This is a genomic window from Phenylobacterium sp. (assembly GCF_031360265.1).
Lineage (GTDB): Bacteria > Pseudomonadota > Alphaproteobacteria > Caulobacterales > Caulobacteraceae > Phenylobacterium.
On sequence record NZ_JANMBF010000012.1, the window covers coordinates 1 to 22,792 of the forward strand.

Genomic DNA, 22,792 nt, shown 5'->3' on the forward strand with positions numbered 1-22,792 from the left:
CGGCGCTTCGATTGCTGAGTCAGATGTGAGGGTCGATCCGGCCTAAAGCGTCAGGCCGGCGATCACCTGGGTATTGGCTGCGGCCAGGGCGTCTTCGCTCAGCGTGATCAGCTTGCGGGTCTGCAGATCGAAGGCCACGGCGATGGCCTCGGCGACCCCCCAGGGCCGACCGGTCTGAGGATCCAGCAGCCAATGGGTCAGCCTGCGGATGCGCGCGTCGCCACCGGACATTCCTGATCGCAGCTCCACCCGGTCGCCGGCGCGGGGCCAGTCCAGGTGCAGCAGCCGGTATTCCACCGCCGCCCCGCCCAGTCTTGCGCCATGATCTTGGGCGCCATGTTCCTGCGCGCCCGCCCGCTGACTGGCGGTGATGTGAGCGACGCCGTCCGACAGCCTGGCCATCATCATCTCGGTGCGCATCCGCCCGAAGACATCGCAGTCCTCGGCGCGGACGGCGCCCAGCGCGGTGCGCTTGAGGCCAAGCTCCTGTGCGCGGACCAGGCTGGCGCGGCTCTCGACCGGCCCCAGGCCCAGGCTGCGCGCCGCCGCCTCGGGCGGGATCTCGACCTTCAGCGCCTGCGCGCGGGCCAGCACCCGCGCCGGCCAGGGAAAGGCCCGCCCGTCGCGCGCCGTCACATGGGCCACCACGGTCTGGAAGCTGGCGGCGATCTCGCCGGAAGCATGGCGCAGGACCAGCAGCAGCCGCGCCTCGCTCTCGCCGATCTCCACCATGCCCCCGGTCATGTGCAGCGCGGCGTTGGGCCGGGCCTCGCGCAGGAAGCGGATGTGCTGGTCACGCACCATCAGCGTCGCCCGCGCGTCGGCGGCGAAGGCCTGCGGCATGCCCATCTCGGCGGCCAGCCCCGCCAGCCCCTCCATCGACCGCGCCACATAGAACCGCACGTTCAGATGGCCCATGGCGTCGCATTCCCAGCTGGCGACGCTGCCTCTCCAGACTTCCACCGCTTCGCCCAATGACCGCCCCCCAGACCTTCGGCCAAGCTTAGGGGCGGGGCCGGCGAACGGCCAGCCCGTCTGCGCGCCACGTAACCTTGGCCGGCTCGCGCGCGAATGGGTTGTGTGCCAGACTGGCGTGCTTCGGGGAGAAACAAACGCCATGGCCAAGCCCGCCAAGGTGCTGGTCTACCGCCACGCCGCGGTGACCCGCCTGACCCACTGGATCAATGTGCTGGCGCTGACCCTGCTATTGATGAGCGGGCTCAACATCTTCGGCGCCCACCCGGCGCTCTACTGGGGCCAGAAGGCGACGTTCGCCCATCCCTGGGTGTCGATGACCGCCGAGCAACAGGGCGACAGGACCATCGGCGTCACTCGGATCGGATCGGCCAAATTCAACACCACCGGCGTGCTGGGCTATTCCGGAAAGCCGGGCGCGCAGGAAGCCGTCGCCTTCCCGTCCTGGGCGACGGTGCCCAGTTACCGTGACCTGGCCGACAGCCGCCACTGGCACTTCTTCTTCGCCTGGCTGTTTGTCCTCAATGGCCTTGTCTACTGGCTGGTCGGCCTGATCAGCGGCCATATTGCCAAGGACATGGTCCCCACCGGCACGGACCTGAAGCCCCGCAACATCTGGCATGAGATCGTCACCCACGCGAAACTCCAGTTCCCCAAGGGCGAGGACGCGCGCCGCTACAACGTGCTGCAGAAGGGCGCCTATCTGGGCGTGGTTCTGGTGCTGCTGCCGCTGATGGTGCTGACCGGACTTTGCATGTCGCCCGGCTTCAATGCGGCGACCCCCTGGCTGGTGGACTTTTTCGGCGGCCGCCAGTCGGCGCGGACGATCCATTTCCTGACCGCCACGGGCATCGTCGGCTTTGTGCTGCTGCACCTGGCGATGGTGGTGGCCTCGGGGACCTGGAACAATATCCGCTCGATGATCACCGGCCGCTACGCCATCGTTCCCGACAAGGAGGAGAGCGCGGCATGACGCCCACGACCCACCGCCGCGGCTGGCTGCAGGCCGCCTTCGCCGCAACCGGGGCGCTGGCGCTCGGCGCCTGCGACAAGATCACCAACACGCCCCAGGCGATCGGATTCCTGCAGAAGGCCGAGGGTCTGACACGCCGCGCCCAGCGGCTGGTGGTTGACCGAAAGGCGCTGGCCCGCGAGTTCGGCCCCGCCGACATCTCCTCCGACTTCAAGCCCAACGGCTCCATCGACCCCACCGACGCCGACTATGTGGCCCAGCGCGACAAGGGGTTCGCCGACTACCGCCTGGTGGTCGACGGCCTGGTGGAGCGGCCGCTGTCGCTGAGCCTCGCCGAGGTCCGCGCGCTGGCCTCGCGCACCCAGATCACCCGCCACGACTGCGTCGAGGGCTGGTCGTCCATCGCCCGGTGGCAGGGCGCGCGGCTGGGGCCCCTGCTCGACAAGGCCGGCCTGAAGAAGACCGCCCGCTACATCGTCTTCCATTGCGGCGACAGTCTGGAACAGACCCTGGACGGCTCGGGCCAATACTATGAGAGCATCGACCTGATCGACGCCTACCACCCGCAGACCATCCTGGCCTACGCCATGAACGACGCCACCCTGCCGGTCGCCCACGGAGCGCCGCTGCGCCTGCGCGTCGAACGCCAGCTGGGGTACAAGCAGGCCAAGTACATCATGCGGATCGAAGCGGTGGACGACTTTGCCCACCTGGGTCGCGGCAAGGGCGGCTACTGGGAAGACCGCGGCTATGAGTGGTACGCGGGAATCTAGAACCCTTCCCTGCGACGCGCCGCTACAGGAAGCTGTAGGGGTCGATGTCGATGGCGACGCGGATCGTGGCCGGCGGTTTCACCCGCGCGCGCCAGGCGGCCATATAGGCCGACAGGTCCACCGTGCGATCCGCGCGCACCAGGAACCGTTTGCGTCGGCGGCCCCGGATTAGCCCCAGCGGCGCGTCGGCTGGGCCATAGACCGCCACGCCGGGCGTGTTGGGCGCGGCCTGGGCCATGCCCTGAACGAAGGCCTCCAGCTGCGCCGGATCGAGCCCCGAGGCGATCACCGCGGCCAGCCGTCCGAACGGCGGAAGGCGAGCGACCTCGCGCTCGGCCATCTCGGCGGCGACGAAGGCGTCGCGGTCCTGGGCGGCCAGCGCCTGCATCACCGCGTGTTCCGGCGCCCAGGTCTGCAGCAGCGCCCGGCCCGGCCGGTCCTTGCGCCCGGCCCGGCCGGTGGCCTGGGCCAGCAGCTGATAGGTGCGCTCGGCCGCGCGCAGGTCGCCGCCCCTCAAGCCGAGGTCGGCATCGACCACGCCCACCAGGGTAAGGCTGGGGAAGTTGTGACCCTTGGCGGCGGCCTGGGTGGCGACCAGGATGTCGATCTGGCCATCGGCCATGGCCTCGATCAGCCGGCGCGCCTCGCGGGCGTCATAGACCGTGTCGGAGGAGAACACCGCCACGCGCGCCTGCGGGAACAGGCTCCTGGCCTCTTCCTCCACCCGCTCGACGCCCGGGCCGATGGAGACCAGGCTGTCGTGCGCGCCACAGTGCGGACAGGCCTTGGGCTTGGGCATGGAAAAGCCGGTCAGGTGGCAGACCAGCCGGCCGGAATAGCGGTGCTCCACCAGCCACGAGTCGGTGTCGGGTGCGGTCATGCGTTCGCCGCAGGCCTTGCAGAGCACCAGCGGCGCGTAGCCCCGGCGATTGAGGAACAACAGCGTCTGTTCGCCCCGCGCGAAGGTCTCGCCCATGGCCTTGACCAGGGGCGGCGAGAGCCAGCGTCCGGCGTCGGGCGGGGTTTCGCGCAGGTCGATCAGGGCGATGTCCGGCAGGGTGGCCGCGCCGTGGCGGGCGGTCAGCCGCAGCCATCGGTAGCGCCCGGTCTCGGCGTTGCGAAAGCTCTCCAGCGAGGGCGTGGCCGAGGCCAGGATCACCCCGGCGTCCTCGATCTTGCCGCGCGCCACGGCCAGGTCTCGGGCATGATAGATGAAGCCCTCCTCCTGCTTGAACGAGGCGTCGTGTTCCTCGTCGACCACGATCAGCGCCAGGTTGGTGAACGGCAGGAACAGCGCCGAGCGCGCGCCGACGACGATCCGGCAGCGGCCGCCGGCGACCGCCTCCCAGACGCGGCGGCGCGCCGGGGGGGCGACGTCGGAGTGCCACTCGGCGGTCGCGGCCCCAAAGCGCGTGGCGACGCGGGCGATCACCGCCTGGGTCAGCGCGATCTCGGGCAGCAGGATCAGCACCTGGGCGGTCGCGTCGGCGGCCAGGACGGCGGCGGCGGCCTCCAGATAGACCTCGGTCTTGCCCGAGCCGGTGACCCCGTCCAGCAGGGCGACATTGAACCCGCCCTCGGCCAGCATGGCGCGCAGCGCGACGGCGGCGGCGGCCTGGCTGGGGTTCAGCGTCGCGCCCGGTCGCGACGGGTCGGGCTCCTCGAAGCGCGCCTGGGCCTCCACCAGCCGCAACGTCAGCACTCCCTCCTCGATCAACGCCTTGACCACGCCGGACGAGACGCCAGCGACGCGCGCCAGGTCGGCGGGGCTGAGCGGCGGGCCGGCGGCGGCGGCGTCCAGCACCCGCGATCGCGCCGGCGTGGGCCGGGCGGGCGAAACCCCGGTCAGGTCGACGACCCGCACGGGCCTGGCCTTCGGCGCGCGCGCACCCCGCAAGGCGATGGCCAGGGGCTGGCCCGGCTCGTCGACGGCGTAGCGCGCGGCCCATTGGATGAACTCCAGCGTCCCTGGCGGCAGCCGCGGCTCATCCAGCCGTTCGGCCACCGGCTTCAGCGGCCGGTTGCCGCCCACCGCCTCGCGCAGGGCTGTCACCACGCCACGCAGCCAGCGCGGGCCCAGCGGGACGCTCACCTGGTCGCCGACCTCCAGGCCCATGCCGTCGGGCTCGGCATAGTCGAACGCCTCGGGCAGGGGCATCGGCAGCAGGACGGAGGCGATACGGCTCATGGGGGGCTCATCCAGAGCCTTTTGCGCTTTGCGCCCGGGCGGCTACAAGCGGCGCATACACAATCAGGGTCTTTGCGATGCAGCTCTTCCTCGACACCACCGACGTGGCCATCCTCAGGGACCTGGCCATCACTGGCCTGGTGGACGGCGTCACCACCAACCCCAGCCTGATCGCCAAGTCCGGCCGCCCCATGCTGCAGGTCATCGCCGAGATTTGCGCCGCGGTCGAGGGTCCGGTGAGCGCCGAGGTGGCCGCCATGGACACTGCCGGCATGCTGGATGAGGGGCGCAAGCTGGCCGCCATCGCGCCCAACGTGGTGGTCAAGGTGCCGCTGACCCGCGACGGCCTGATCGCCACCCGTGAATTCGCCCATGAGGGCATCGCCACCAACGTCACCCTGTGCTTTTCCGCCGCCCAGGCCCTGCTGGCCGCCAAGGCTGGGGCGACCTATGTCAGCCCGTTCATCGGCCGGCTGGACGACCATGGCGCGCAGGGCATGGACCTGATCGTCGAGATCCGGGCCATCTACGACACCTACGACTTCGACACCGAGATCCTCGCCGCCTCGATCCGCAGCTCGAGCCATGTGACCGCCGCGGCGCTGGCCGGCGCCGACTGCGCAACCATTCCGCCCGACGTCTTCAACGCCCTCTTCAAGCACCCGTTAACCGAACGGGGTCTTGATCAGTTCATGAGCGACTGGGCCAGAACGGGCCAGTCAATTCTCTAGGACAGCGCGATTCCAGGCAAAGCCGTCCGGAAGAGCGCCAGGCAGGAATTCGAGGCGCACATGGACGGGTCGCACGGCGGAATCGCAGAGGCCCGGCTTGAGCCCGCTTCGGTGCGGCGCTTCCTGTCGGACAATCCGGAGTTCCTCACCGGCGACGATGGCCTCTTGGGGGAACTTGGCCTGCGGGTCGCAGCCGGCAATGTCGTGGACTTCGGCCCGGCGGTGATGGCCCGGGTTCACGCCGCCCACCAGCGCGAGGCGACCCAGCGCCGAGAGGTCGAGGCGACCGCGCGCGCCAACTTTGCCGCCCAGGCCCAGACCCACGGCGCGGTGGTCGATCTGCTGGACGCTCGCAACCATTCCGACCTTGCCCGGCGCGTGGACCAGCTGGCGCAGCAGCGGTTCGGCCTAGCCGCCGGGATCATCGCGCTGGAGACCGAGATCCATCCGCCGGCCGGCTGGAAAATGCTGGTCGAAGGTCAGGTGGACATGATCCTAGGCGGCCCGCAGCGGCTGGCGCGCATGGGGATCGCGCCGACGGCGCTGGGCTTGTTCGGCGATCGCGCCGAGACCGTCCGATCCGTGGCCATGGTCCGGCTGGCCATCTGGGAACCCTCGCGGCAGGGGTTGCTGGCCTTCGGCACGGCCGACGCGGCCGGGTTCACCGAGGACATGGGCGCCGAGCTGGTGGCCTTCCTCGCCCGCGTCGTCGAGCGCACCGCCGAGCGCTGGCCCATCCTGTGACCGCGCCCAGATGACCGCAGCCGGGGCCCTGGCGCTGTGGCTGGAGCATCTGGCGCACGAACGCCGGTCCTCGCCCCGGACGCTGGAGGCCTACGGCTTCGCGGCCGGCCGCTACATCGGCTTTCTGGAACGCCATCGCGGCGAGGTGATCGCGCTGTCGACCCTGGCCGAGGTTTCCGCCGGCGAGATCCGCGCCTGGCTGGCCCAGCTGCGCCAGGGGGACCGACCGCTGTCGCCGCGCTCGCTCAGCCAGGCGCTGTCGGCGATCCGCAGCTTCCACGGCTTCCTCGACCGGCGCCTGGACGCCCCAAATCCCGCCGTCGCCCTGGTCCGCGGTCCCAAGATCCGACCCGGCGCGCCCCGCCCGGTCAGCGAGGACCAGGCGCGCGGCATGATCGCCGAACCCGCCCTGGACCTCGACCGCGAGGGCTGGGAGGCGGCCCGCGACGAGGCGGTGCTGACCCTGCTCTACGGCTGCGGCCTGCGGATTTCCGAAGCCCTGTCGCTGAAGCGCGACGATGCGCCGCTGACCACGGCCCTGCGGATCACCGGCAAGGGGTCGAAAACCCGCATGGTGCCCGTGCTGCCCGCCGTTCGCGAAGCGGTGGACGCCTATCTCGCCGAGGCGCCCTTCGCGTTGGCGCCCGGCGAGCCGCTGTTCCGCGCCAAGCGTGGCGGGCCGCTCAGCCCCCGCCACGTGCAGGCCGCGGTTCAGGCGCTGCGCGGCCGGCTGGGCCTGCCCGCCAGCGCCACGCCGCACGCGCTGCGGCATTCGTTCGCCACCCACCTGCTGGGCGCCGGCGCCGACCTGCGTTCGATCCAGGAACTCTTGGGCCACGCCTCGCTGTCGACCACACAGCGCTACACCCAGGTCGACGCCGCGGCCCTGCTCGGCGCCTACGCCAAGGCCCATCCGCACGCCTGAGACGGTCGGGTCAGGGCTCGGGCAGCATCTCGCCGGCGTTCCAGTCGACGATCGCGGCCATGGCGCGCGTGATCCAGGCGCGGAACAGCGCCACGCCGCGCTCATTGGCGGTGTCCAGGGTGCCGATGGCCACCACCGGCCAGGCCAGGCCCAGCATCACCCAGAAACGATAGTCGTCGAGGCAGTCGTCCAGGCTGTAGCCCTTCACACCCTCGGCCACGAGGCGGCTGTGATAGATGCCGAGCAACTCCCGCTCGTGCTTGCGCCGCACCTCGACCTCCAGGCTGCCGGTGAGCAGATAGGCCAGGTCGAAGATGCCGTTGCCCTTGAAGATGATCTGCCAGTCGGCGACGGCGAACGGCATGGCGGCATCGCCTGGGCGAAAGAACATGTTGTCGGCGCGATAGTCGCCGTGGGCCATGGTTCTGGGCCGTGCGAAAGCCTCGTCCAGCATGGTGGTCATCTGGACCGTCAGCCGCTCGCCGGCCACGCGCACCCGAGGGTCCATACCCTCGCCGACGAAGGCCAGCACCGCCGGCCAGCACTGCGCGCAGATGCCGCCGAGCCGCTTGAACTCCGGCGAGTTGATCGCCAGAAGCCAGTCGAGCTCGTCCAGCTTGGGATCGCCCCACCAGCGGGCGTGCAGCCGGGCCAGCGCGTCCACCGCCTGCGTCGCCTCGGCAAAGCCCAGCCCCACCACCTGGTCGCCGATCACCGAAGGCGCCAGGTCTTCCAGCAGCAGGACGAAGTCGCGGCTCTTGGGGTCGAAGGCGCTGTGGTAGGCGCGCGGCGCCCGCATCGGCGTGGTCGGCGCCATCTGCTGATAGAACCCCACTTCCTTTTCGTAGAAATTGAAGGCCTCGTCGATCGTCCGCGCGCCGGGATCGAGCGGCGGCAGCTTGGCGATCAGGGTGCAGGGCATGCCCTCCGGCGCCCCCTCGCACTCCAGGGTCAGGCGGCGCAGCGCGCTCATGAAGCCGACGCCGACCGCCAGCGGCTCGGCTCTGAAGCTGACGACCACGCCCTCGCCCAGCAGCCCGTCCTCACGCAGAACCTGAGTGAGCCAGGCCGGCGTCATCGCCTCGGCCGTGGTCGGAAATCCCGGATCGCCCATGCCTGCCCCCCAAGCCTTTTGGCGAACCTATGGGTTTTGACGGGTCTGTCGAATGATTTGCCCGCCTACCGCAGGTGCGCGCGCTCATTCAGGCTGACCACGTTGCGCTGGCCGCTGCCGGCGCACATGTAGCGGTGGACGCTGGTATAGCCGGGCTCGAAGAACAGTCGAGGCGTCATGCCCAGCACATGGGCCGTCCAGACGTTGATCACCCCGCCATGGCAGAACACCGCCACCCGCCGCCCGCGGTTGGCCCCGATGATCTCTTCCAGGGCGTCGACCACCAGCGCCTGGAACGCGTCGATGTCTTCCACGTGGCCGCCCTCGGCGAAGGCTTTCCAGGCGGCGTAGTTCTCGCGCTTGAGCACTTCCATCGGCGTATAGGCGCCCGAGCCGCGATCAAACTCGGCGATCCCGTCGTGCTGTGTCAGGGCATGGCCGGTCAGGGCGGTGAATGGCTGGGCGGTCTGCACGGCGCGCAGCATGGTCGAGGAGACCACCGCATCGACCCCGTCCGGCGCCAGCCACTCGGCGACCTTGCGCGCCTGGTCATGGCCCTCGGCCGTCAGCGGCGGATCGGCGGTGGTGTCCGTTCGCTCCGGCAGTCCGTGACGGACCAGGATCAGTTCCATGTGCGGTTCCCCCTTGAACAACCCACAGCTTGCGGTGGTTCGCCTCGGGCATTCAAGGGGCGGGCGTGGCCGGCTACCGGCCGCCGCCGGCGAAGCGCCCGTCGCCCTGCGCCTGATAGCGGATCACCGCGGGCGCGGCGCAGCCGTCGATGGATCGATCGACGGCGTATTCCAGGTTGGCCTTGGGCAGGTCGGCCAGCCGACGGACGACGCCGGCGGCGCGGTCCTGGGGCCGCATCAGCAGCGCCGGATCGCCGAGCGAGGTCTGCGTCGCGCCGCGTGGCGTGCAGGCGGACGGGGCGGTGAGCGCCAGCCGGTTGGGCAGCAGCGCGGTCGCCGCGGCGAGCAGAAGAGCGATCATCGTGGACCTCCTGTGGCGATCGGCCGAGGTTGGCGCCGCGACGCCGGCGCGCCAAATCAACTTTCGCGCGCCAGCCTCAGCCACGAGATGTCGCTTCCCGGATCGCGGCCCTGTTCGGTGCAGACGAACCCCTCGCGCGCATAGAAGGCCTGGGCGCGTCGGTTGGGGGCCTGCACCTTCAGCGAGACTGGCCCTTCGGCCAGCGCCCTTACGTGGTCGAGCAGGGCCTTGCCGACGCCGCGCCCGCGCGCCTGGACATAGAGCGAGTGCAGGAAATTCTGCGGACGGTAGAAGCCCGCCACGCCGAGGATCTCAGCCCCCTCGACCGCGACAAAGATCTCCTCCTCGCGGGCGGCCCGCAGGAACTCATCGCGGTTGTGGCGGTCCGGAGGAACCCAGGTGAAGGTCTCGCGCAGCACACGCACGCAGAGGTCGGCGCAGGGCCCGATTTCGTGCGGCCGCGCGCGCCGGATCTGCATGCGGCGCGGCTCAGGCCTGCATGGTCCACCCCTCGACGCCCATGGCCGCCTGGCGCAGGGCCTCGGAGCGGGTGGGGTGCGGGTGGCAGGTGCGGGCGACGTCCTCGGAGGCGGCGCGAAATTCCATCGCCACGCAGTATTCGCCGATCATCTCCGACACCTGCGGACCGATCAGGTGGGCCCCAAGGATTTCGTCGGTGACGGCGTCGGCGAGGACCTTCGCAAAGCCCTCGGTCTCGTGGTTGATCTTCGCGCGGCTGTTGGCGGAGAAGGGGAATTTGCCCACCTTGTAGGCGCGGCCCTGAGCCTTCAGCTCCTCCTCGGTCGCGCCGACCCAGGCGACCTCGGGGCTGGTGTAGACCACGCTTGGGATCAGGCCATAGTTCACGTGGCCCGCCTTGCCGGCGATGGTCTCGATGCAGGCCACCGCCTCGTCCTCGGCCTTGTGCGCCAGCATCGGCCCCACGGTGACATCGCCGATTGCCCAGACGCCGGGCGCCGAGGTCCTGCCGTGGTCGGTCTCGATGAAGCCGCGTCTGTCCTGCGTGATCCCCACCGTGTCCAGGCCCAGGCCGTCAGTATAGGGCCGCCGGCCGATGCACAGCAGGACGTAGTCGGCCGCAAGCGTCTCGGCGGCCCCGCCGGCCACCGGCTCGACCGTGACGGCGACGCCGGTCTTCGAGGCCTTGGCGCCGGTGACCTTCGCGCCGAGCTTGAAGACCATCCCCTGCTTGGTCAGCGACCGCTGGAAGGTCTTGGCCATTTCGGCGTCCATGCCGGGCGTGATCCGATCGAGGAACTCCACCACCGTCACCTGCGCGCCCAGCCGGCGCCACACCGACCCCAGCTCCAGGCCGATGATCCCGGCGCCGATCACCAGCAGGCTCTTCGGCGCCTCGGCCAGCGACAGCGCGCCGGTGGAATCGACGATGCGGTTGCCGTCCACCTCGACGCCTGGAAGGCTCGACGGCAGCGAGCCGGTGGCGATGACGATGTTCTTGGCTTCGTGGGCGGTGACCTTTCCGTCGTCGCCGGTCACCTCGACCTTCCCAGGCCCGGCGATGCGGCCCGCCCCGCGCAGCCAGTCCACCTTGTTCTTCTTGAACAGGAACTCGATGCCCTTGGTCAACTGGCCCACCGAGGCCGCCTTCTGGGCCATCATCTGCGTCAGGTTCAGCTTCGGCGAGACCTCGATACCCAGCTCGGCGAAATGGTTGGCTGCGGCGTCATACATCTCCGAGGCATGCAGCAGCGCCTTGGACGGCATGCAGCCGACGTTCAGGCAGGTGCCGCCCAGCGTCGCGCCACCGTCCACGCCCTTGTCGACGCAGGCGACGCGAAGCCCCAGCTGGCCGGCGCGGATCGCGGCGTTGTAGCCGCCGGGACCGCCGCCGATGATGATCACGTCGTACTGGGCCATGGGGTGCGTGCCTGCCAAGGAATGTGCGGCCCAGATACAGCCGTTCGGCCGTCGAGGCGAGCGCCCTAACCCGTCCGGTCGCGCCGTTGCTCGGCCCACCAGATCAGGGCGCCGACCGCCAGCAGCAGGGCCAGCCGGTCAAGGTCGAAGCGCGCGGATCTCGCAAACAGCCGCTGCGCTTCCGGGCCGCGCAGCATCAGCCACTGGAGGCCAGCGTTGAGCAGGATCGCGGTCAGATAAAGTCCCACCGTGGCGCGGCGGCGGATCAGCCGCCAGGCGACGACCAGCAACCCGGCGACGCAGGCCGACCATACCCCCAGCTGCCACCACGCGGTCTCAGCCCACACCGGGACCATGCGCGCCGCGGGCCCGGACACGGGGTGGATCAATCCGAGCTTGAAGCCGGCGTAGCCGATCAGCGGCAAGCCGCTCGACAGGGCCTGGAGCAGAACCACGCCGGCCAGCACAATCCGCAGGAACATCATGGCGCGGGGCGCCGGAACCGAGGTTGGTGACTCACTCATCGCCCCCACTAATCGTCATCACCCGACTTGGCGAAACCTCTTGCCCCTCTTGCTCGTCATCACCCGGCTTGTCCGGGTGACCTATGATCTCCGCGATGAATGCGAGAGCGCCGCGGCGCCACCAAGTCCGAATTGCCAGCACGGCGACCATGGGTGGCCCGGACGAGCCGGGCCATGACGATATGTTGCAAACTCAGCAAGCTGATCAGCTTGGCCCCCTAAAGATCGAGCAGCAGCCGCTGCGGCTCCTCGATGGCCTCCTTGACGTGCACCAGGAAGGTCACCGCGCCCTGGCCGTCGACCACCCGGTGGTCGTAGCTGAGCGCCAGGTACATCATCGGCCGGATCACCACCTGGCCGCCGACGGCCATCGGGCGGTCCTGGATCTTGTGCATGCCCAGGATGCCCGACTGCGGCGCGTTGAGGATCGGCGTCGACATCAGCGAGCCGTAGACCCCGCCGTTGGAAATGGTGAAGGTGCCGCCCTGCATGTCCTCGATGGCCAGCTGGCCGTCGCGGGCCTTCTTGCCCAGCGCGCCGATGGCCTTCTCGATGCCGGCCAGGCTCAGCGCGTCGGCGTCGCGGACCACGGGGACGACGAGGCCCTTCTCGGTGCCGACAGCGACGCCGATGTCGTAGTGGTTCTTGTAGATCAGGTCCGTGCCGTCGATCTCGGCATTGACGTCGGGAACCATCTTCAGGGCGTGGATCACCGCGCGGACGAAGAAGCTCATGAAGCCCAGTTTGACGCCGTGGGTCTTTTCGAAGGCGTCCTTGTAGGCCGCGCGCATCGCCATCACCGCGCTCATGTCCACCTCGTTGAAGGTGGTCAGCATGGCGGCGTTGTTCTGGGCTTCCTTCAGCCGGCGCGCGATGGTCTGGCGCAGGCGGGTCATCCGCACCCGTTCCTCACGCTCGTGGATCTCGCGGGGGGCCAGGGGCGCCGGAGCCGGGGTCGGCGCCTTGGCGCGTGCATCCAGCGCCGCCAGCGCGTCACCCTTGGTGATCCGGCCGTCCCGGCCCGTGCCGGCGATGGCGGCAGGGTCGAGACTGTTCTCGGCGACCACGCGCTGGGCGGAGGGCGCCATGACCGGCTCAGCCACAGCTGCAGGGGCAGCCTTCAGGGCGGCGGGCGGCGTGGCGGCGGGCGCCTCGACCTTCGGGACTTCCGGAGCCGGCGCAGCCTTGGCGCCATTGGCCTTCGGAGCGGCCGCGCCCTCGGTGATCCGGCCAAGGACCGCGCCGGGTTCGACCGTCGCGCCCTCCTCGGCGGCGATTTCCGACAGCGTCCCGTCGGACGGCGCGGCGACCTCCAGGCTGACCTTGTCGGTTTCCAGCTCGACTAGGATCTCGTCCTTGCGCACCGCGTCGCCGGCCTTCTTCGCCCAGCGCGCCACCGTCGCTTCGGTGACGGATTCGCCCAGCGCTGGCGTCATGATGTCGGCCATCGGGGATGCGCTCCTTGCGGTCTCTAAAGGTCAAATTCAGGCGAAAGCTTCGGTGAGGAAGGTTTCGAGTTCTTTCAGGTGGCGGGTCATCAGGCCGGCGGCGGTGGAGGCCGAGGCCGGACGGCCGACATAGCGCGCGCGCCGGGCGTTCACGGCGAGCCGCTCCAGCGTCAGCTCCAGCCAGGGATCGACAAAGGTCCAGCCGCCCATGTTCTTCGGCTCTTCCTGGCACCAGACCAGTTCGGCGTTCTTGAACCGCTTCAGCGCGTTGGACAGCGACTTCAGCGGCCAAGGATAGAATTGCTCCAGCCGCAGGATGTAGATGTCGTCGCGTCCGGACTTCGCCCGCTGTTCGATCAGGTCGAAATAGACCTTGCCGGAACAGAGAAGCACCCGGTTGACTTTGTCGTCGGCGACCAGCGTCACCCCGCCCACATCGCAACCGGCCTCGGCGCCGTCGATCATCACCCGATGGAAGCTCGAGCCCTCGGCCAGGTCGGCCAAGTTGGAGACCGCCCGCTTGTGCCGCAGCAGCGACTTGGGCGTCATCACCACCAGGGGCTTCCTGAACTCGCGGATCATCTGACGGCGCAGGGCGTGATAGTAGTTGGCCGGCGTGGTCGGGTTGATGACCTGCAGGTTGTCCTCGGCGCAGAGCTGCAGGAAGCGTTCAAGCCTGGCCGACGAATGCTCCGGACCCTGGCCCTCGTAGCCATGCGGCAGCAGCATCACCAGGCCGCTCATCCGCAGCCATTTCCGCTCGCCGGACGAGATGAACTGGTCGATGACCACCTGGGCGCCGTTCACGAAGTCGCCGAACTGGCCTTCCCACATGGCCAGCGTATTGGGGTCGGTGAGCGAAAACCCGTATTCGAAGCCCAGTACCGCCTCCTCCGACAGCGCCGAATCCAGCACCTCGAAGTGGGCCTGGCCGGGCCCCAGGTTGCGCAGCGGGAAATAGACCTCCTCGGTGGTCTGGTCGACGACCCCGGAATGGCGCTGGGTGAAGGTGCCGCGCACGCTGTCCTGGCCCGACAGCCGCACCGGATAGCCCTGGTCCAGCAGGGTGGCGAAGGCCAGGCTCTCGGCGGTGGACCAGTCGAGGCCCTCACCCTTCTCGATGGCCTCACGGCGGCCGGCGATCACCCGCTCGACGGTCTTGTGGACGGCGAGCCGCTCCGGCGTCGAGGTGATCCGGCGCCCCAGGTCGAGCAGCTTCTGCCGGGACACGCCGGTGACGCCGCTCTCCTCCGAGCCGGGAAGCTTCAGGCCGGACCACTTGCCGTCCAGCCAGTCGGCCTTGTCGGCGTGATAGACCTTGCCGGCGTCGAACTCGGCGTCGAGGAAGGCGTCGAACTCGCCGATCCAGGCGTCGACCTCCTCCTGGGTGGCCACGCCCTCGCCGACCAGACGGGCGGAATAGAGGTCGCGGACCGAGGGGTGCTCCTTGATCTTGGCGTACATCAGGGGCTGGGTCATCGTCGGGTCGTCACCCTCGTTGTGACCGAACCGGCGGTAGCAGAACATGTCGATCACCACGTCCTTGCCGAACTGCTGGCGGTACTCGATGGCGACCTTGGTGGCGAACACCACGGCTTCAGGGTCGTCGCCGTTGGCGTGGAAGATCGGCGCCTCGACCATCAAGGCCACGTCCGACGGATAGGGCGAGGAGCGGCTGTTCTTCGGGCTGGTGGTGAAGCCGATCTGGTTGTTGACCACGAAATGCACCGAGCCGCCGACGCCATAGCCGCGCAGCTGCGACAGCGCGAAGCATTCGGCGACCACGCCCTGGCCGGCGAAGGCCGCGTCGCCGTGCATCAGCAGCGGCAACACATGGCCGCGGCCGGCATCGGGATTGCTCCGCAGGGCGAAGGCCTGTGTGGCGCGGGCCTTGCCGATCACCACCGGGTTGACGATCTCCAGGTGGCTGGGGTTGGCGGTTAGCGACAGGTGGACGGAGTTGCCGTCGAAGGCGCGATCCGACGAGGCGCCCAGGTGGTACTTCACGTCGCCCGAGCCCTCGACGTCGGAGGGCAGCGACGAGCCGCCCTGGAACTCGTGGAAGATCACCTGGTAGGGCTTGCCCATCACCGCGGCGAGCACGTTCAGGCGCCCCCGGTGCGGCATGCCGATGATGATGTCCTTCACCCCCAGCGCGCCGCCGCGCTTGATGATCTGCTCCAGCGCCGGAACCAGGCTCTCGCCACCATCCAGGCCAAACCGCTTGGTGCCGGGAAAGCGGCGGTGCAGGAACTTCTCGAAGCCCTCGGTCTCGATCAGCTTCTTGAGGATGGCGATCTTGCCCTCCTTGGTGAAGACGATCTCCTTGTCGCGGCCCTCAATGCGGGCCTGCAGCCAGCCTTTTTCCCTCGGGTCGGAGATGTGCATGTACTGCACGCCGATGTTGCCGCAGTAGGTGCGCCGGACGATCGCCAGAATTTCCCGCAGCGTCGCCGTCTCGAGCCCGAGCACGAAGTCCAGGAAGATGGTCCGGTCGAAGTCGGCCTCGGCGAAGCCATAGGTCGCCGGGTCAAGCTCGGAGGCGTCGCCGGGCGTGGTGGCGATGCCCAAGGGGTCGAGGTTGGCCTTCAGGTGGCCGCGCATGCGGAACGCGCGGATCATCATGATGGCGCGCAGGCTGTCGAGCGTCGCGGCGCGGACGGCGTCGGTGGAGGCGGCGGGCGCGCGCTCGGCGATCTTCACCGCGACCTTGGCGTCCATGGCCGGCCACAGGCCGTCGAGCGCGGAGAGCCAGTCGGGCCGGGCGGGCGGCGCGGCGGCGCGGGTCCAGGCCGGCTGTTCGGCGGCGCGCTTCACGTCGGCGGCGGAGTCGTGCAGCGAGGCGAAGAAGGCCCGCCAGGACGGATCGACGCTGGCTGGGTCCTGCGACCAGCGCGCGTACAGATCCTCCACGAAGGCTCCGTTGCCCCCGTACAGGAAGGAGGTCTCGGCGAGAACCTCGTTGATCAGACCTGCGTCGTCCGCCATGTCGTCCGCTTTCCCGAGCCGGGCCGCGGAGCTTCTAACCAAAGGAGCCGAGCGCGGACCGCTCTAACGCTTAAGTTGGCCCTCAGGCGCTTTTCAGCACGTCCAGGAGGGTTTCGCCCAGTTTCGCCGGCGAGGGGGAAACGCGGATGCCCGCGGCTTCCATCGCGGCGATCTTGTCGTCGGCGCCACCCTTGCCCCCCGAGATGATCGCGCCCGCGTGACCCATGCGCCGCCCGGGCGGCGCAGTGCGTCCCGCGATGAAGCCCACCATAGGCTTCTTGGTTGGTGAATTCTTGATGAACTCGGCCGCGTCTTCCTCGCCCGAGCCGCCGATCTCGCCGATCATGATGATCGATTCCGTCTCCGGATCCTTGAGGAACAGGTCGAGCATTTCGATGAACTCGGTGCCCTTCACCGGGTCGCCGCCGATGCCGACGGCGGTTGTCTGGCCGAGCCCGACCTGGGTTGTCTGGAACACGGCCTCATAGGTAAGGGTGCCGGACCGCGAGACAACGCCCACCGATCCCTTGCGGAAGATGTTTCCCGGCATGATGCCTATTTTGCATTCATTGGGGGTCAGCACGCCCGGGCAATTGGGTCCGATCAGCCTGGACTTCGAGCCGCACAGCGAACGCTTCACCCGCACCATATCGGAGACCGGGATGCCCTCGGTGATGCAGACGATCAGCGGGATCCCCGCGTCGATGGCCTCCAGAATCGAGTCGGCCGCGAACGCCGGCGGCACATAGATCACGCTCGCGTCCGCGCCCTCCTGGCGCATGGCCTCGGCGACGGTGTCGAACACCGGCAGGCCGATATGCGTTGTCCCGCCCTTGCCAGGGGTGACCCCGCCGACCATCTTCGTCCCATAGGCGATCGCCTGTTCGGAATGGAAAGTGCCCTGCGCGCCGGTGATGCCCTGGCAGATCAGCCGGGTGTTTTTGTTGATCAGGATCGACATGGTCTACTGAGCGCCCCGCACGGCCTTGACGATCTTTTCCGCCCCGTCGGAGAGGTCGTTGGCGGCGATGACGTTGAGGCCGCTCTCGTTGATGATCTTCTTGCCGAGCTCGGCATTGGTGCCTTCCAGGCGCACCACCAGGGGTACGCTGAGGCCCACCTGCTTGACCGCGGCGACCACGCCCTGGGCCAGCACGTCGCACCGCGCGATACCGCCGAAGATGTTGACCAGGATCCCCTTCACATTGGGGTCGGCCATGATGATCTTGAACGCCGCGGTGACCTTGGCCTCGTCGGCGCCGCCGCCCACGTCGAGGAAGTTGGCGGGCTCGGCGCCATAGAGTTTGATGATGTCCATGGTGGCCATGGCCAGGCCCGCGCCGTTGACCATGCAGCCGATCTCGCCGTCGAGCGCGATATAGGAGAGATCGTATTTCGACGCCTCGATCTCCTTGGGATCTTCTTCCGTTTCGTCGCGCAACTCGCGGATGTCGGCGTGGCGGAACAGGGCGTTGTCGTCGAACGACACCTTGGCGTCGAGCACCCTCAGTTGGTCATCCGCCGTGACGATCAGCGGGTTCACTTCCAGCATCGCCATGTCCTTGGCGACGAAGGCTTCGTAGAGCTGGCCCAGCAGCTTGGCGGCCTGTTTGGCGAGGTCATTCTTCAGGCCGAGCGCGCCGGCCAGCGCGCGGCCGTGGTGGGGCCAGACGCCGGTCGCCGGATCGATGGAGAAGGTGATGATCTTCTCCGGCGTCGAGTGGGCGACCTCCTCGATGTCCATGCCGCCCTCGGTGGAGGCGACCACCGAGACGCGGGAGGTCTCGCGGTCCACCAGCAACGAGAGATAGAGCTCGCGCGCGATGGCGGCGCCTTCCTCGATATAGAGCCGGTTGACCTGCTTGCCCTTCGGCCCCGTCTGATGGGTCACCAGGACGCGGCCCAGCATCTCCGTGGCGCTGGCCGTGACCTCCGCCACCGACTTGACGACCCGAACCCCGCCCTTGGCGTCGGGGCCGAGGCCCTCGAAGCGGCCCTTGCCGCGGCCGCCGGCGTGGATCTGCGACTTCACCACATATACCGGCCCGCCCAGCTTCTTGGCGGCGTCTGTGGCTTCAGCGACGGTGAAGGCGGCAAAGCCTCGCGGGACCGCCACGCCGAACTCGGAAAGGACGGCCTTGGCCTGGTGTTCGTGGATGTTCATGAGGCTGGGATGCGCGCTCTAAATCTGCCGCCTCGCCTGAAAAGCGAGTGGCCGGGTTATAGGCGCCGCACCTGCTGAAGACAACCACGCCGCGACCCTAATCCGCCGGCGCCCGGTAGATTGCGTAGTGCGCGCCGTCCCGCCGGTGAAAGTAGAGCCACGCCCCGTCCGGCGAGAGGGCCGGGCCCTCGACGAACCCGTCGATCGCCAGGCGGCGCGCCGGGCCGAACGGCGAGCCCTTGTCGGGTCGCGTCGCCAGGTAGAGCGCCGGGACCCCACGCTGCACGTCACGGTCCATGCGGGTGAAGAACAGGCGCAGGTCGTCGGCGGAGATGCAGGGCGCATAGACCAGGCCATGGACATTGACGTTGCGCAGCAGCCGCTGGCTGTCCGGGTCGCGCTGGAACCCCTCGCCGCGCCGCGCCGCGACCACCAGATGCGCCCATTTCGGACGCCCGAAGCTGAACCGGCTGTCGACGAAATAGAGCGCCTCGCCATCCGGGCTGACGTCGACGTCGAAGTTGACCATCCCAGGCACACCCCTCGAGACGCCCGGAACCAGCTCCACGCCGGAAACCCGGCCGTCCAGGAACCGGCCCCGATAGATCGTCGAAGCGGTCCGGGCATAGCTGCGCAGAGAGACGAAATAGAGATTGCCCAGCCGATCGGTGGTCGGCGTTCCTTCCAGGGAGGCGGTGTTGGCCCCGGCGATCTCGCCCCGGAACTGGAACGTCAGGTCGTCGAGACGCTCGGCGTAATAGAGGTTGGTGTCGGTCGGCGGCAGGTTGAGGTTGTTAAACAGCAGGTAGCGCCCGTCGCGGGTCAGGTGGGGCTCCATGGCCTCCCCCGCATAACCCCGGATCGTCACGGCCTGCGGCGGGGCGTGGGTCGGGGCGTCCGCCGCCGCCAGCAACAGCGACCCGGCGAGCGCCAGCGCCGCGGGCAGGATCACCCCGCGCCTTCGAACCCGGCCGTGGCGCGGCGTTCGAGCTTGCCCCAGCTGACCCGGCCGCCGTGCAGGGCGACGTCGATCGCCTTGACCACCACATAGTACATCAGCTGGCGGTAACCGAGCCGCTGCACCGGCAGCCAGATCAGGTCGGGCCAGGGCGCGCGGCGCTCCAGCGCCATGCCCAGCGCGCCGGCCGAGAGGTCCAGGAAGATGAACGCCGCCCAGTAAAACAACGGCCGCGACAGCTCGTCCGGCGACCACTCCACCGGATGGAAGGCCCAAGCGTAGGTGGCGGAGATCGCGGCCCAGACGATGGCCAGATCCACCAGCGGCGCGATGGCGGTCATGATGATCTGGAACAGCCAGATCTGTGGCAGGGCGATAAACCCAAGCACCGGGCGCTTGGTGTCGAACAGCGCCGCGCGGTGTTTCCAGATGCATTGCAGCGTGCCGAACGACCAGCGGAAGCGCTGTTTCAACAGACCGGCCACCGTCTCCGGGGCCTCGGTATAGGCGCGCGCCTCGGGATCGAACTCCACGCGCCAGCCGGCCCGCTGCATGGCCAGCGTCAGGTCCTGGTCTTCAGCTAGCGTGTCGTCGGGATAGCCGCCCAGCGCCTCCAGAGCCGCCCGCCGCCAGGCGCCCACCGCGCCCGGCACCACGGTGACGGCGCCCAGCGCGGCCAGCGCGCGCCGCTCCAGGTTCTGGGCGGTGACATATTCCAGCGCCTGCCAGCGAGTGATCAGGTTGCGGCGGTTGCCGACCAGGGCGTTGCCGGCCACCGCGCCGACGCTCGGATCGCCGAACCAGCGGGCGAGCTTGGCCAGGGTGTCGGAGGGGAACAGCGTGTCGGCGTCCAGCGCCACGATCACGTCGCCGCTGGCCTTCGCAAGGCCCTTGTTCAGTGCGCGGGCCTTGCCGCCATTCTCGAAGGCCATGAGCGTGACGCGCGGCTCGTCGGCAAAGGCCTTGCGCACGACCTCTGCGGTATGATCTTGCGAGCCGTCGTCGAGCACGAGCACCTCGATCCGCGCCCAGTTTGACGCCAGGATCCGGCGCACCGAGCTCTCGATCACCTTTTCCTCGTTGAAGCAGGGAATCAGCACGCTGATCAGCGGCCCGGTGACCGGGTCGGGCATCGGTGGGGTGCGCGCCCCGATGGTGAAGCGGTGGACAAGGGCCAGGACCCCGAGCAGCAGCAGCCGCAGCACCCCCAGCACGATGGCGGTGATGAACAGCGCGCGCAGGATCATCTCCACCCCGTGGAAAAAGCCGAAGCCCATGCGGTCGAGCAATAGCTCAAAGGTGGTTCGGCTGGTCGGCGGCATCACCTCGGCGGGAGTCATGCCAGCCAGCTCGCCGACGGTGACCAGCCGGTAGCCTTGTGCCCGCAAGGCGTCGATCAGCTGAGGCAGCGCCTCGACGGTGCGGCTGCGGTCGCCGCCGGAATCGTGCAGCAGCACCACCTGGCCGGGCCGCACCGTGTCCTTCAGCCGGCTTAGCACCACGCTGACGATCCGCCCGGGCGTCGAGGCGTCGGGATGGTCCCAGTCGTCGGGGTCGATCCTCAGGCCGACGGTCATGTAGCCTTGCGCCTGGGCGGCCAGCAGGGGGGTCACTTCGCGTGGTGTCGAGGGCTCTGCGTCGCCGAAGTACGGCGGGCGGAACAGCCGCATGGATCGGCCGGTAATGGTCTCGAACAGGCGTTGCGTCGCCGAAAGCTCGACGGCCGTCTGGGCGGCGGGCACCTGGCCGATGTTGGGATGGGTCCATGTATGACCGCCGACATCGTGGCCCTCGCGCACCTCGCGCTCCACCAGGCCCGGATTGACCGACATGTTCTTGCCGATCAGGAAGAAGGTCGCCGGCGCGTGCTTGGCCTTCAGGACGTCCAGGATCTTCGGCGTCCAGCGGCCGTCCGGACCGTCGTCGAAGGTCAGCGCCACCCAGCCCGGATGCGCGCCATAGCGTTGCAGCACGTAGGAGGTGGGCATCACCTCGTAATTCTCGCCGGAGATCAGGCCGGTGTCGGAATCGATCTCCAACGAACGGCGTCCGGGGGTCGGCGTGGATTCCACGTGCAGCACCTCGCCGGTACCGTCAAAATCGACGTCGACGCCGGGTTTCAGCACTTGCAGGCCGTCGGGGGTGGCCTTGCCATAGTTGTGGCGCATCACCTTCCAGATCAGCTGGTCCTCGCCGCCCATCCGCCACAGCGCATAGCCTCGGGGCCGGAAACCGTCCGCGACCTTGACCTGGTTGAAGAAGGTCGCGGCGTCGAGGAACCAGACGCTGTGCTTGCGCCCGCCGTCATCCACATAGCCGAAGGTCGGGTTGAGCGAGTTTTCCTCCATCTGCGCCTGCGCCTCGGCGTCATGGGCCTTCTGGGTCGCCTCGTTGAACAGAATGGTCTCGGCCTTGCCTGGCCCCTTGGCGTCCTTCAGCGTCCAATCGTAGCCGTAGGCGCCGAGCGCCAGGATGGTCTTGGCCGGATCGAGCTCTCCCATCCGCTCGGCGAGCGTGGTCTCGAACCAGTCCTGCGCCGCGGCGGGGCCCGGCTCGCCGCCGCCCCAGTGCTGGTCATAGGCCATCAGGATCAGGGTGTCGGCGGCCGCCTGCAACCGCTTCAACGGCCAGCTGTCGTCAGCGAAGGGGCAGGTGACCCAGACCTCGCGCCCGATCGGCTTCAGCGCCGCCCGGGCCTGAGCGATGAACGCCGGGTAGGCCTGGGCGCCGGCCGCCGATAGGTTCTCGAAATCGAAGACGTAGCCCGCGTAGCCGCGCTTCTGGGCTTCCGTGACCAGGTGTCCAATCAGCGTGGCGCGCGCCGCGGCGTTCATCACCACGGCATCGCCCGCCGGACCGTTCCAGGTGCTGGTGGCGGAATTGTAGTTGAAGATGCCGGGCAGGATCGACGGCGGACGCTTGGCCGAGGCGATGATCGCGCGGGCCTGCGGGTCCGAGGTGATCGTCACCTCGCCGGCTGACCCGGAGAGAGCGATCCACTGCGGCGAGACCACGTCCAGCTGATTGACATGGTCGGCAAGGGATTCGCGCGAGCTCTCGTCCCAGGTGACATAGAAGCCGACCGAGAGGGGCCGCGCGGGACCGGCGGTGGCGGGCTCGCCGGCGCGGGCGCGCGGGTGCGGAATCCGGTTCCACAGGGCTTTGCCCCTCAGCTTGTGGGCGGTTTCCACGTGCAGCGCCGACAGGACGTAGGGGTCCTTCAGGGTGAGGTTCGGAAGGCGCGGAGCAAACGCCAGGGTGGCAAAGAACGCCGCGGTCAGCAGGGCCGCGACCGAGGCCAGCAGCCCGCCAAGCAGCCGCATACGCCGGGCGCGCCGTCCGGTCGGATCGTGGAAGATGAGGTCGGCCATATCGGCGCGGGGCGGCCCTGGGTG

The 22,792-nt window shown here is 69.0% G+C and carries 19 protein-coding genes; 5 read left to right on the forward strand and 14 right to left on the reverse strand.

The features are described from left to right. Nucleotides 1–42: 42 nt before the first annotated feature. A complete protein-coding gene (locus tag RMN86_RS00585) occupies nt 43–963 on the reverse strand; it encodes a thioesterase family protein (RefSeq protein ID WP_309603879.1) in 921 nt (306 codons plus the stop codon). A 154-nt stretch (nt 964–1,117) separates the two neighbouring features. Between RMN86_RS00585 and RMN86_RS00590 the strand changes: the two genes are divergently transcribed. Then, nucleotides 1,118–1,948 carry a cytochrome b/b6 domain-containing protein gene (locus RMN86_RS00590; RefSeq protein WP_309603880.1) on the forward strand — a complete coding sequence of 277 codons (831 nt, stop codon included), beginning with the start codon at nt 1,118–1,120 and terminating at the stop codon, nt 1,946–1,948. Beyond that, nucleotides 1,945–2,721 (forward strand): molybdopterin-dependent oxidoreductase, encoded by a 777-nt coding sequence (locus RMN86_RS00595; protein ID WP_309603881.1) that lies wholly within the window; start codon nt 1,945–1,947, stop codon nt 2,719–2,721. The genes RMN86_RS00590 and RMN86_RS00595 overlap by 4 nt, the downstream gene beginning before the upstream one ends. 22 nt (nt 2,722–2,743) lie before the next feature. On the opposite strand, the gene RMN86_RS00600 is transcribed toward RMN86_RS00595, so the two are convergent. After that, nucleotides 2,744–4,909, reverse strand: a complete 2,166-nt coding sequence (locus RMN86_RS00600; RefSeq protein ID WP_309603882.1) for a primosomal protein N' — start codon at nt 4,907–4,909, stop codon at nt 2,744–2,746. A gap of 77 nt (nt 4,910–4,986) precedes the next feature. Here RMN86_RS00600 and fsa point away from each other — a divergent pair, with 77 nt between their 5' ends. The 3 genes from fsa to RMN86_RS00615 are packed head-to-tail and all read left to right on the forward strand — an operon-like array spanning nt 4,987 to nt 7,309. Then, on the forward strand, nt 4,987–5,640 hold the full coding sequence (gene fsa / locus RMN86_RS00605) for a fructose-6-phosphate aldolase (protein ID WP_309603883.1): 654 nt from the start codon (nt 4,987–4,989) through the stop codon (nt 5,638–5,640). A gap of 60 nt (nt 5,641–5,700) precedes the next feature. Continuing rightward, nucleotides 5,701–6,384, forward strand: coding sequence for a DUF484 family protein (locus RMN86_RS00610; protein ID WP_309603884.1), 684 nt, complete (start codon nt 5,701–5,703; stop codon nt 6,382–6,384). Between the two features lie 10 nt (nt 6,385–6,394). Then, nucleotides 6,395–7,309 (forward strand): tyrosine recombinase XerC, encoded by a 915-nt coding sequence (locus RMN86_RS00615; RefSeq protein ID WP_309603885.1) that lies wholly within the window; start codon nt 6,395–6,397, stop codon nt 7,307–7,309. A gap of 10 nt (nt 7,310–7,319) precedes the next feature. Here the strand turns inward: RMN86_RS00615 and RMN86_RS00620 are convergent, their stop codons facing one another. From RMN86_RS00620 to RMN86_RS00675, 12 genes are all read right to left on the reverse strand, one after another. Continuing rightward, entirely contained in the window at nt 7,320–8,423 is a 1,104-nt protein-coding gene (locus RMN86_RS00620; RefSeq protein ID WP_309603886.1) for an oxidoreductase family protein, read from the reverse strand. Between the two features lie 65 nt (nt 8,424–8,488). Next, entirely contained in the window at nt 8,489–9,055 is a 567-nt protein-coding gene (locus RMN86_RS00625) for a histidine phosphatase family protein (protein WP_309603887.1), read from the reverse strand. Nucleotides 9,056–9,128: 73 nt separating this feature from the next. Next, nucleotides 9,129–9,416 (reverse strand): hypothetical protein, encoded by a 288-nt coding sequence (locus RMN86_RS00630; protein WP_309603888.1) that lies wholly within the window; start codon nt 9,414–9,416, stop codon nt 9,129–9,131. A gap of 56 nt (nt 9,417–9,472) precedes the next feature. Then, on the reverse strand, nt 9,473–9,895 hold the full coding sequence (locus tag RMN86_RS00635; RefSeq protein ID WP_309603889.1) for a GNAT family N-acetyltransferase: 423 nt from the start codon (nt 9,893–9,895) through the stop codon (nt 9,473–9,475). Between the two features lie 10 nt (nt 9,896–9,905). After that, complete coding sequence (gene lpdA, locus RMN86_RS00640; protein ID WP_309603890.1) at nt 9,906–11,315, reverse strand: dihydrolipoyl dehydrogenase; 1,410 nt, start codon at nt 11,313–11,315, stop codon at nt 9,906–9,908. Between the two features lie 65 nt (nt 11,316–11,380). Further along, entirely contained in the window at nt 11,381–11,839 is a 459-nt protein-coding gene (locus RMN86_RS00645) for a hypothetical protein (protein ID WP_309603891.1), read from the reverse strand. Nucleotides 11,840–12,057: 218 nt separating this feature from the next. Next, entirely contained in the window at nt 12,058–13,287 is a 1,230-nt protein-coding gene (odhB, locus tag RMN86_RS00650) for a 2-oxoglutarate dehydrogenase complex dihydrolipoyllysine-residue succinyltransferase (RefSeq protein WP_309603892.1), read from the reverse strand. 36 nt (nt 13,288–13,323) lie between these two features. Further along, the gene (locus RMN86_RS00655; RefSeq protein ID WP_309603893.1) at nt 13,324–16,275 is read right to left on the reverse strand and encodes a 2-oxoglutarate dehydrogenase E1 component; all 2,952 of its coding nucleotides are present in this window, start codon (nt 16,273–16,275) and stop codon (nt 13,324–13,326) included. Nucleotides 16,276–16,357: 82 nt separating this feature from the next. Next, nucleotides 16,358–17,236: a succinate--CoA ligase subunit alpha gene (gene sucD / locus RMN86_RS00660; RefSeq protein WP_309603894.1), complete on the reverse strand. Its 879-nt coding sequence runs from the start codon at nt 17,234–17,236 to the stop codon at nt 16,358–16,360. 3 nt (nt 17,237–17,239) lie between these two features. Further along, the gene (gene sucC, locus RMN86_RS00665; RefSeq protein WP_309603895.1) at nt 17,240–18,439 is read right to left on the reverse strand and encodes an ADP-forming succinate--CoA ligase subunit beta; all 1,200 of its coding nucleotides are present in this window, start codon (nt 18,437–18,439) and stop codon (nt 17,240–17,242) included. Between the two features lie 97 nt (nt 18,440–18,536). Next, a complete protein-coding gene (locus RMN86_RS00670) occupies nt 18,537–19,391 on the reverse strand; it encodes a hypothetical protein (protein ID WP_309603896.1) in 855 nt (284 codons plus the stop codon). After that, nucleotides 19,388–22,768, reverse strand: a complete 3,381-nt coding sequence (locus RMN86_RS00675) for a glycosyltransferase (protein ID WP_309603897.1) — start codon at nt 22,766–22,768, stop codon at nt 19,388–19,390. Before RMN86_RS00675 ends, RMN86_RS00670 begins: the two co-directional genes overlap by 4 nt. Nucleotides 22,769–22,792 lie beyond the last annotated feature (24 nt).

Coding starts and splice junctions, on each gene's coding strand:
- RMN86_RS00595 (WP_309603881.1), top strand. CDS start 1,945: ATGACGCCCACGACCCACCGCCGCGGCTGGCTGCAGGCCGCCTTCGCC.
- RMN86_RS00610 (WP_309603884.1), top strand. CDS start 5,701: ATGGACGGGTCGCACGGCGGAATCGCAGAGGCCCGGCTTGAGCCCGCT.
- RMN86_RS00645 (WP_309603891.1), bottom strand. CDS start 11,839: ATGAGTGAGTCACCAACCTCGGTTCCGGCGCCCCGCGCCATGATGTTC.
- fsa (WP_309603883.1), top strand. CDS start 4,987: ATGCAGCTCTTCCTCGACACCACCGACGTGGCCATCCTCAGGGACCTG.
- RMN86_RS00655 (WP_309603893.1), bottom strand. CDS start 16,275: ATGGCGGACGACGCAGGTCTGATCAACGAGGTTCTCGCCGAGACCTCC.
- RMN86_RS00620 (WP_309603886.1), bottom strand. CDS start 8,423: ATGGGCGATCCGGGATTTCCGACCACGGCCGAGGCGATGACGCCGGCC.
- odhB (WP_309603892.1), bottom strand. CDS start 13,287: ATGGCCGACATCATGACGCCAGCGCTGGGCGAATCCGTCACCGAAGCG.
- RMN86_RS00635 (WP_309603889.1), bottom strand. CDS start 9,895: ATGCAGATCCGGCGCGCGCGGCCGCACGAAATCGGGCCCTGCGCCGAC.
- sucC (WP_309603895.1), bottom strand. CDS start 18,439: ATGAACATCCACGAACACCAGGCCAAGGCCGTCCTTTCCGAGTTCGGC.
- RMN86_RS00630 (WP_309603888.1), bottom strand. CDS start 9,416: ATGATCGCTCTTCTGCTCGCCGCGGCGACCGCGCTGCTGCCCAACCGG.
- RMN86_RS00600 (WP_309603882.1), bottom strand. CDS start 4,909: ATGAGCCGTATCGCCTCCGTCCTGCTGCCGATGCCCCTGCCCGAGGCG.
- sucD (WP_309603894.1), bottom strand. CDS start 17,236: ATGTCGATCCTGATCAACAAAAACACCCGGCTGATCTGCCAGGGCATC.
- RMN86_RS00675 (WP_309603897.1), bottom strand. CDS start 22,768: ATGGCCGACCTCATCTTCCACGATCCGACCGGACGGCGCGCCCGGCGT.
- RMN86_RS00625 (WP_309603887.1), bottom strand. CDS start 9,055: ATGGAACTGATCCTGGTCCGTCACGGACTGCCGGAGCGAACGGACACC.
- RMN86_RS00590 (WP_309603880.1), top strand. CDS start 1,118: ATGGCCAAGCCCGCCAAGGTGCTGGTCTACCGCCACGCCGCGGTGACC.
- RMN86_RS00615 (WP_309603885.1), top strand. CDS start 6,395: ATGACCGCAGCCGGGGCCCTGGCGCTGTGGCTGGAGCATCTGGCGCAC.
- lpdA (WP_309603890.1), bottom strand. CDS start 11,315: ATGGCCCAGTACGACGTGATCATCATCGGCGGCGGTCCCGGCGGCTAC.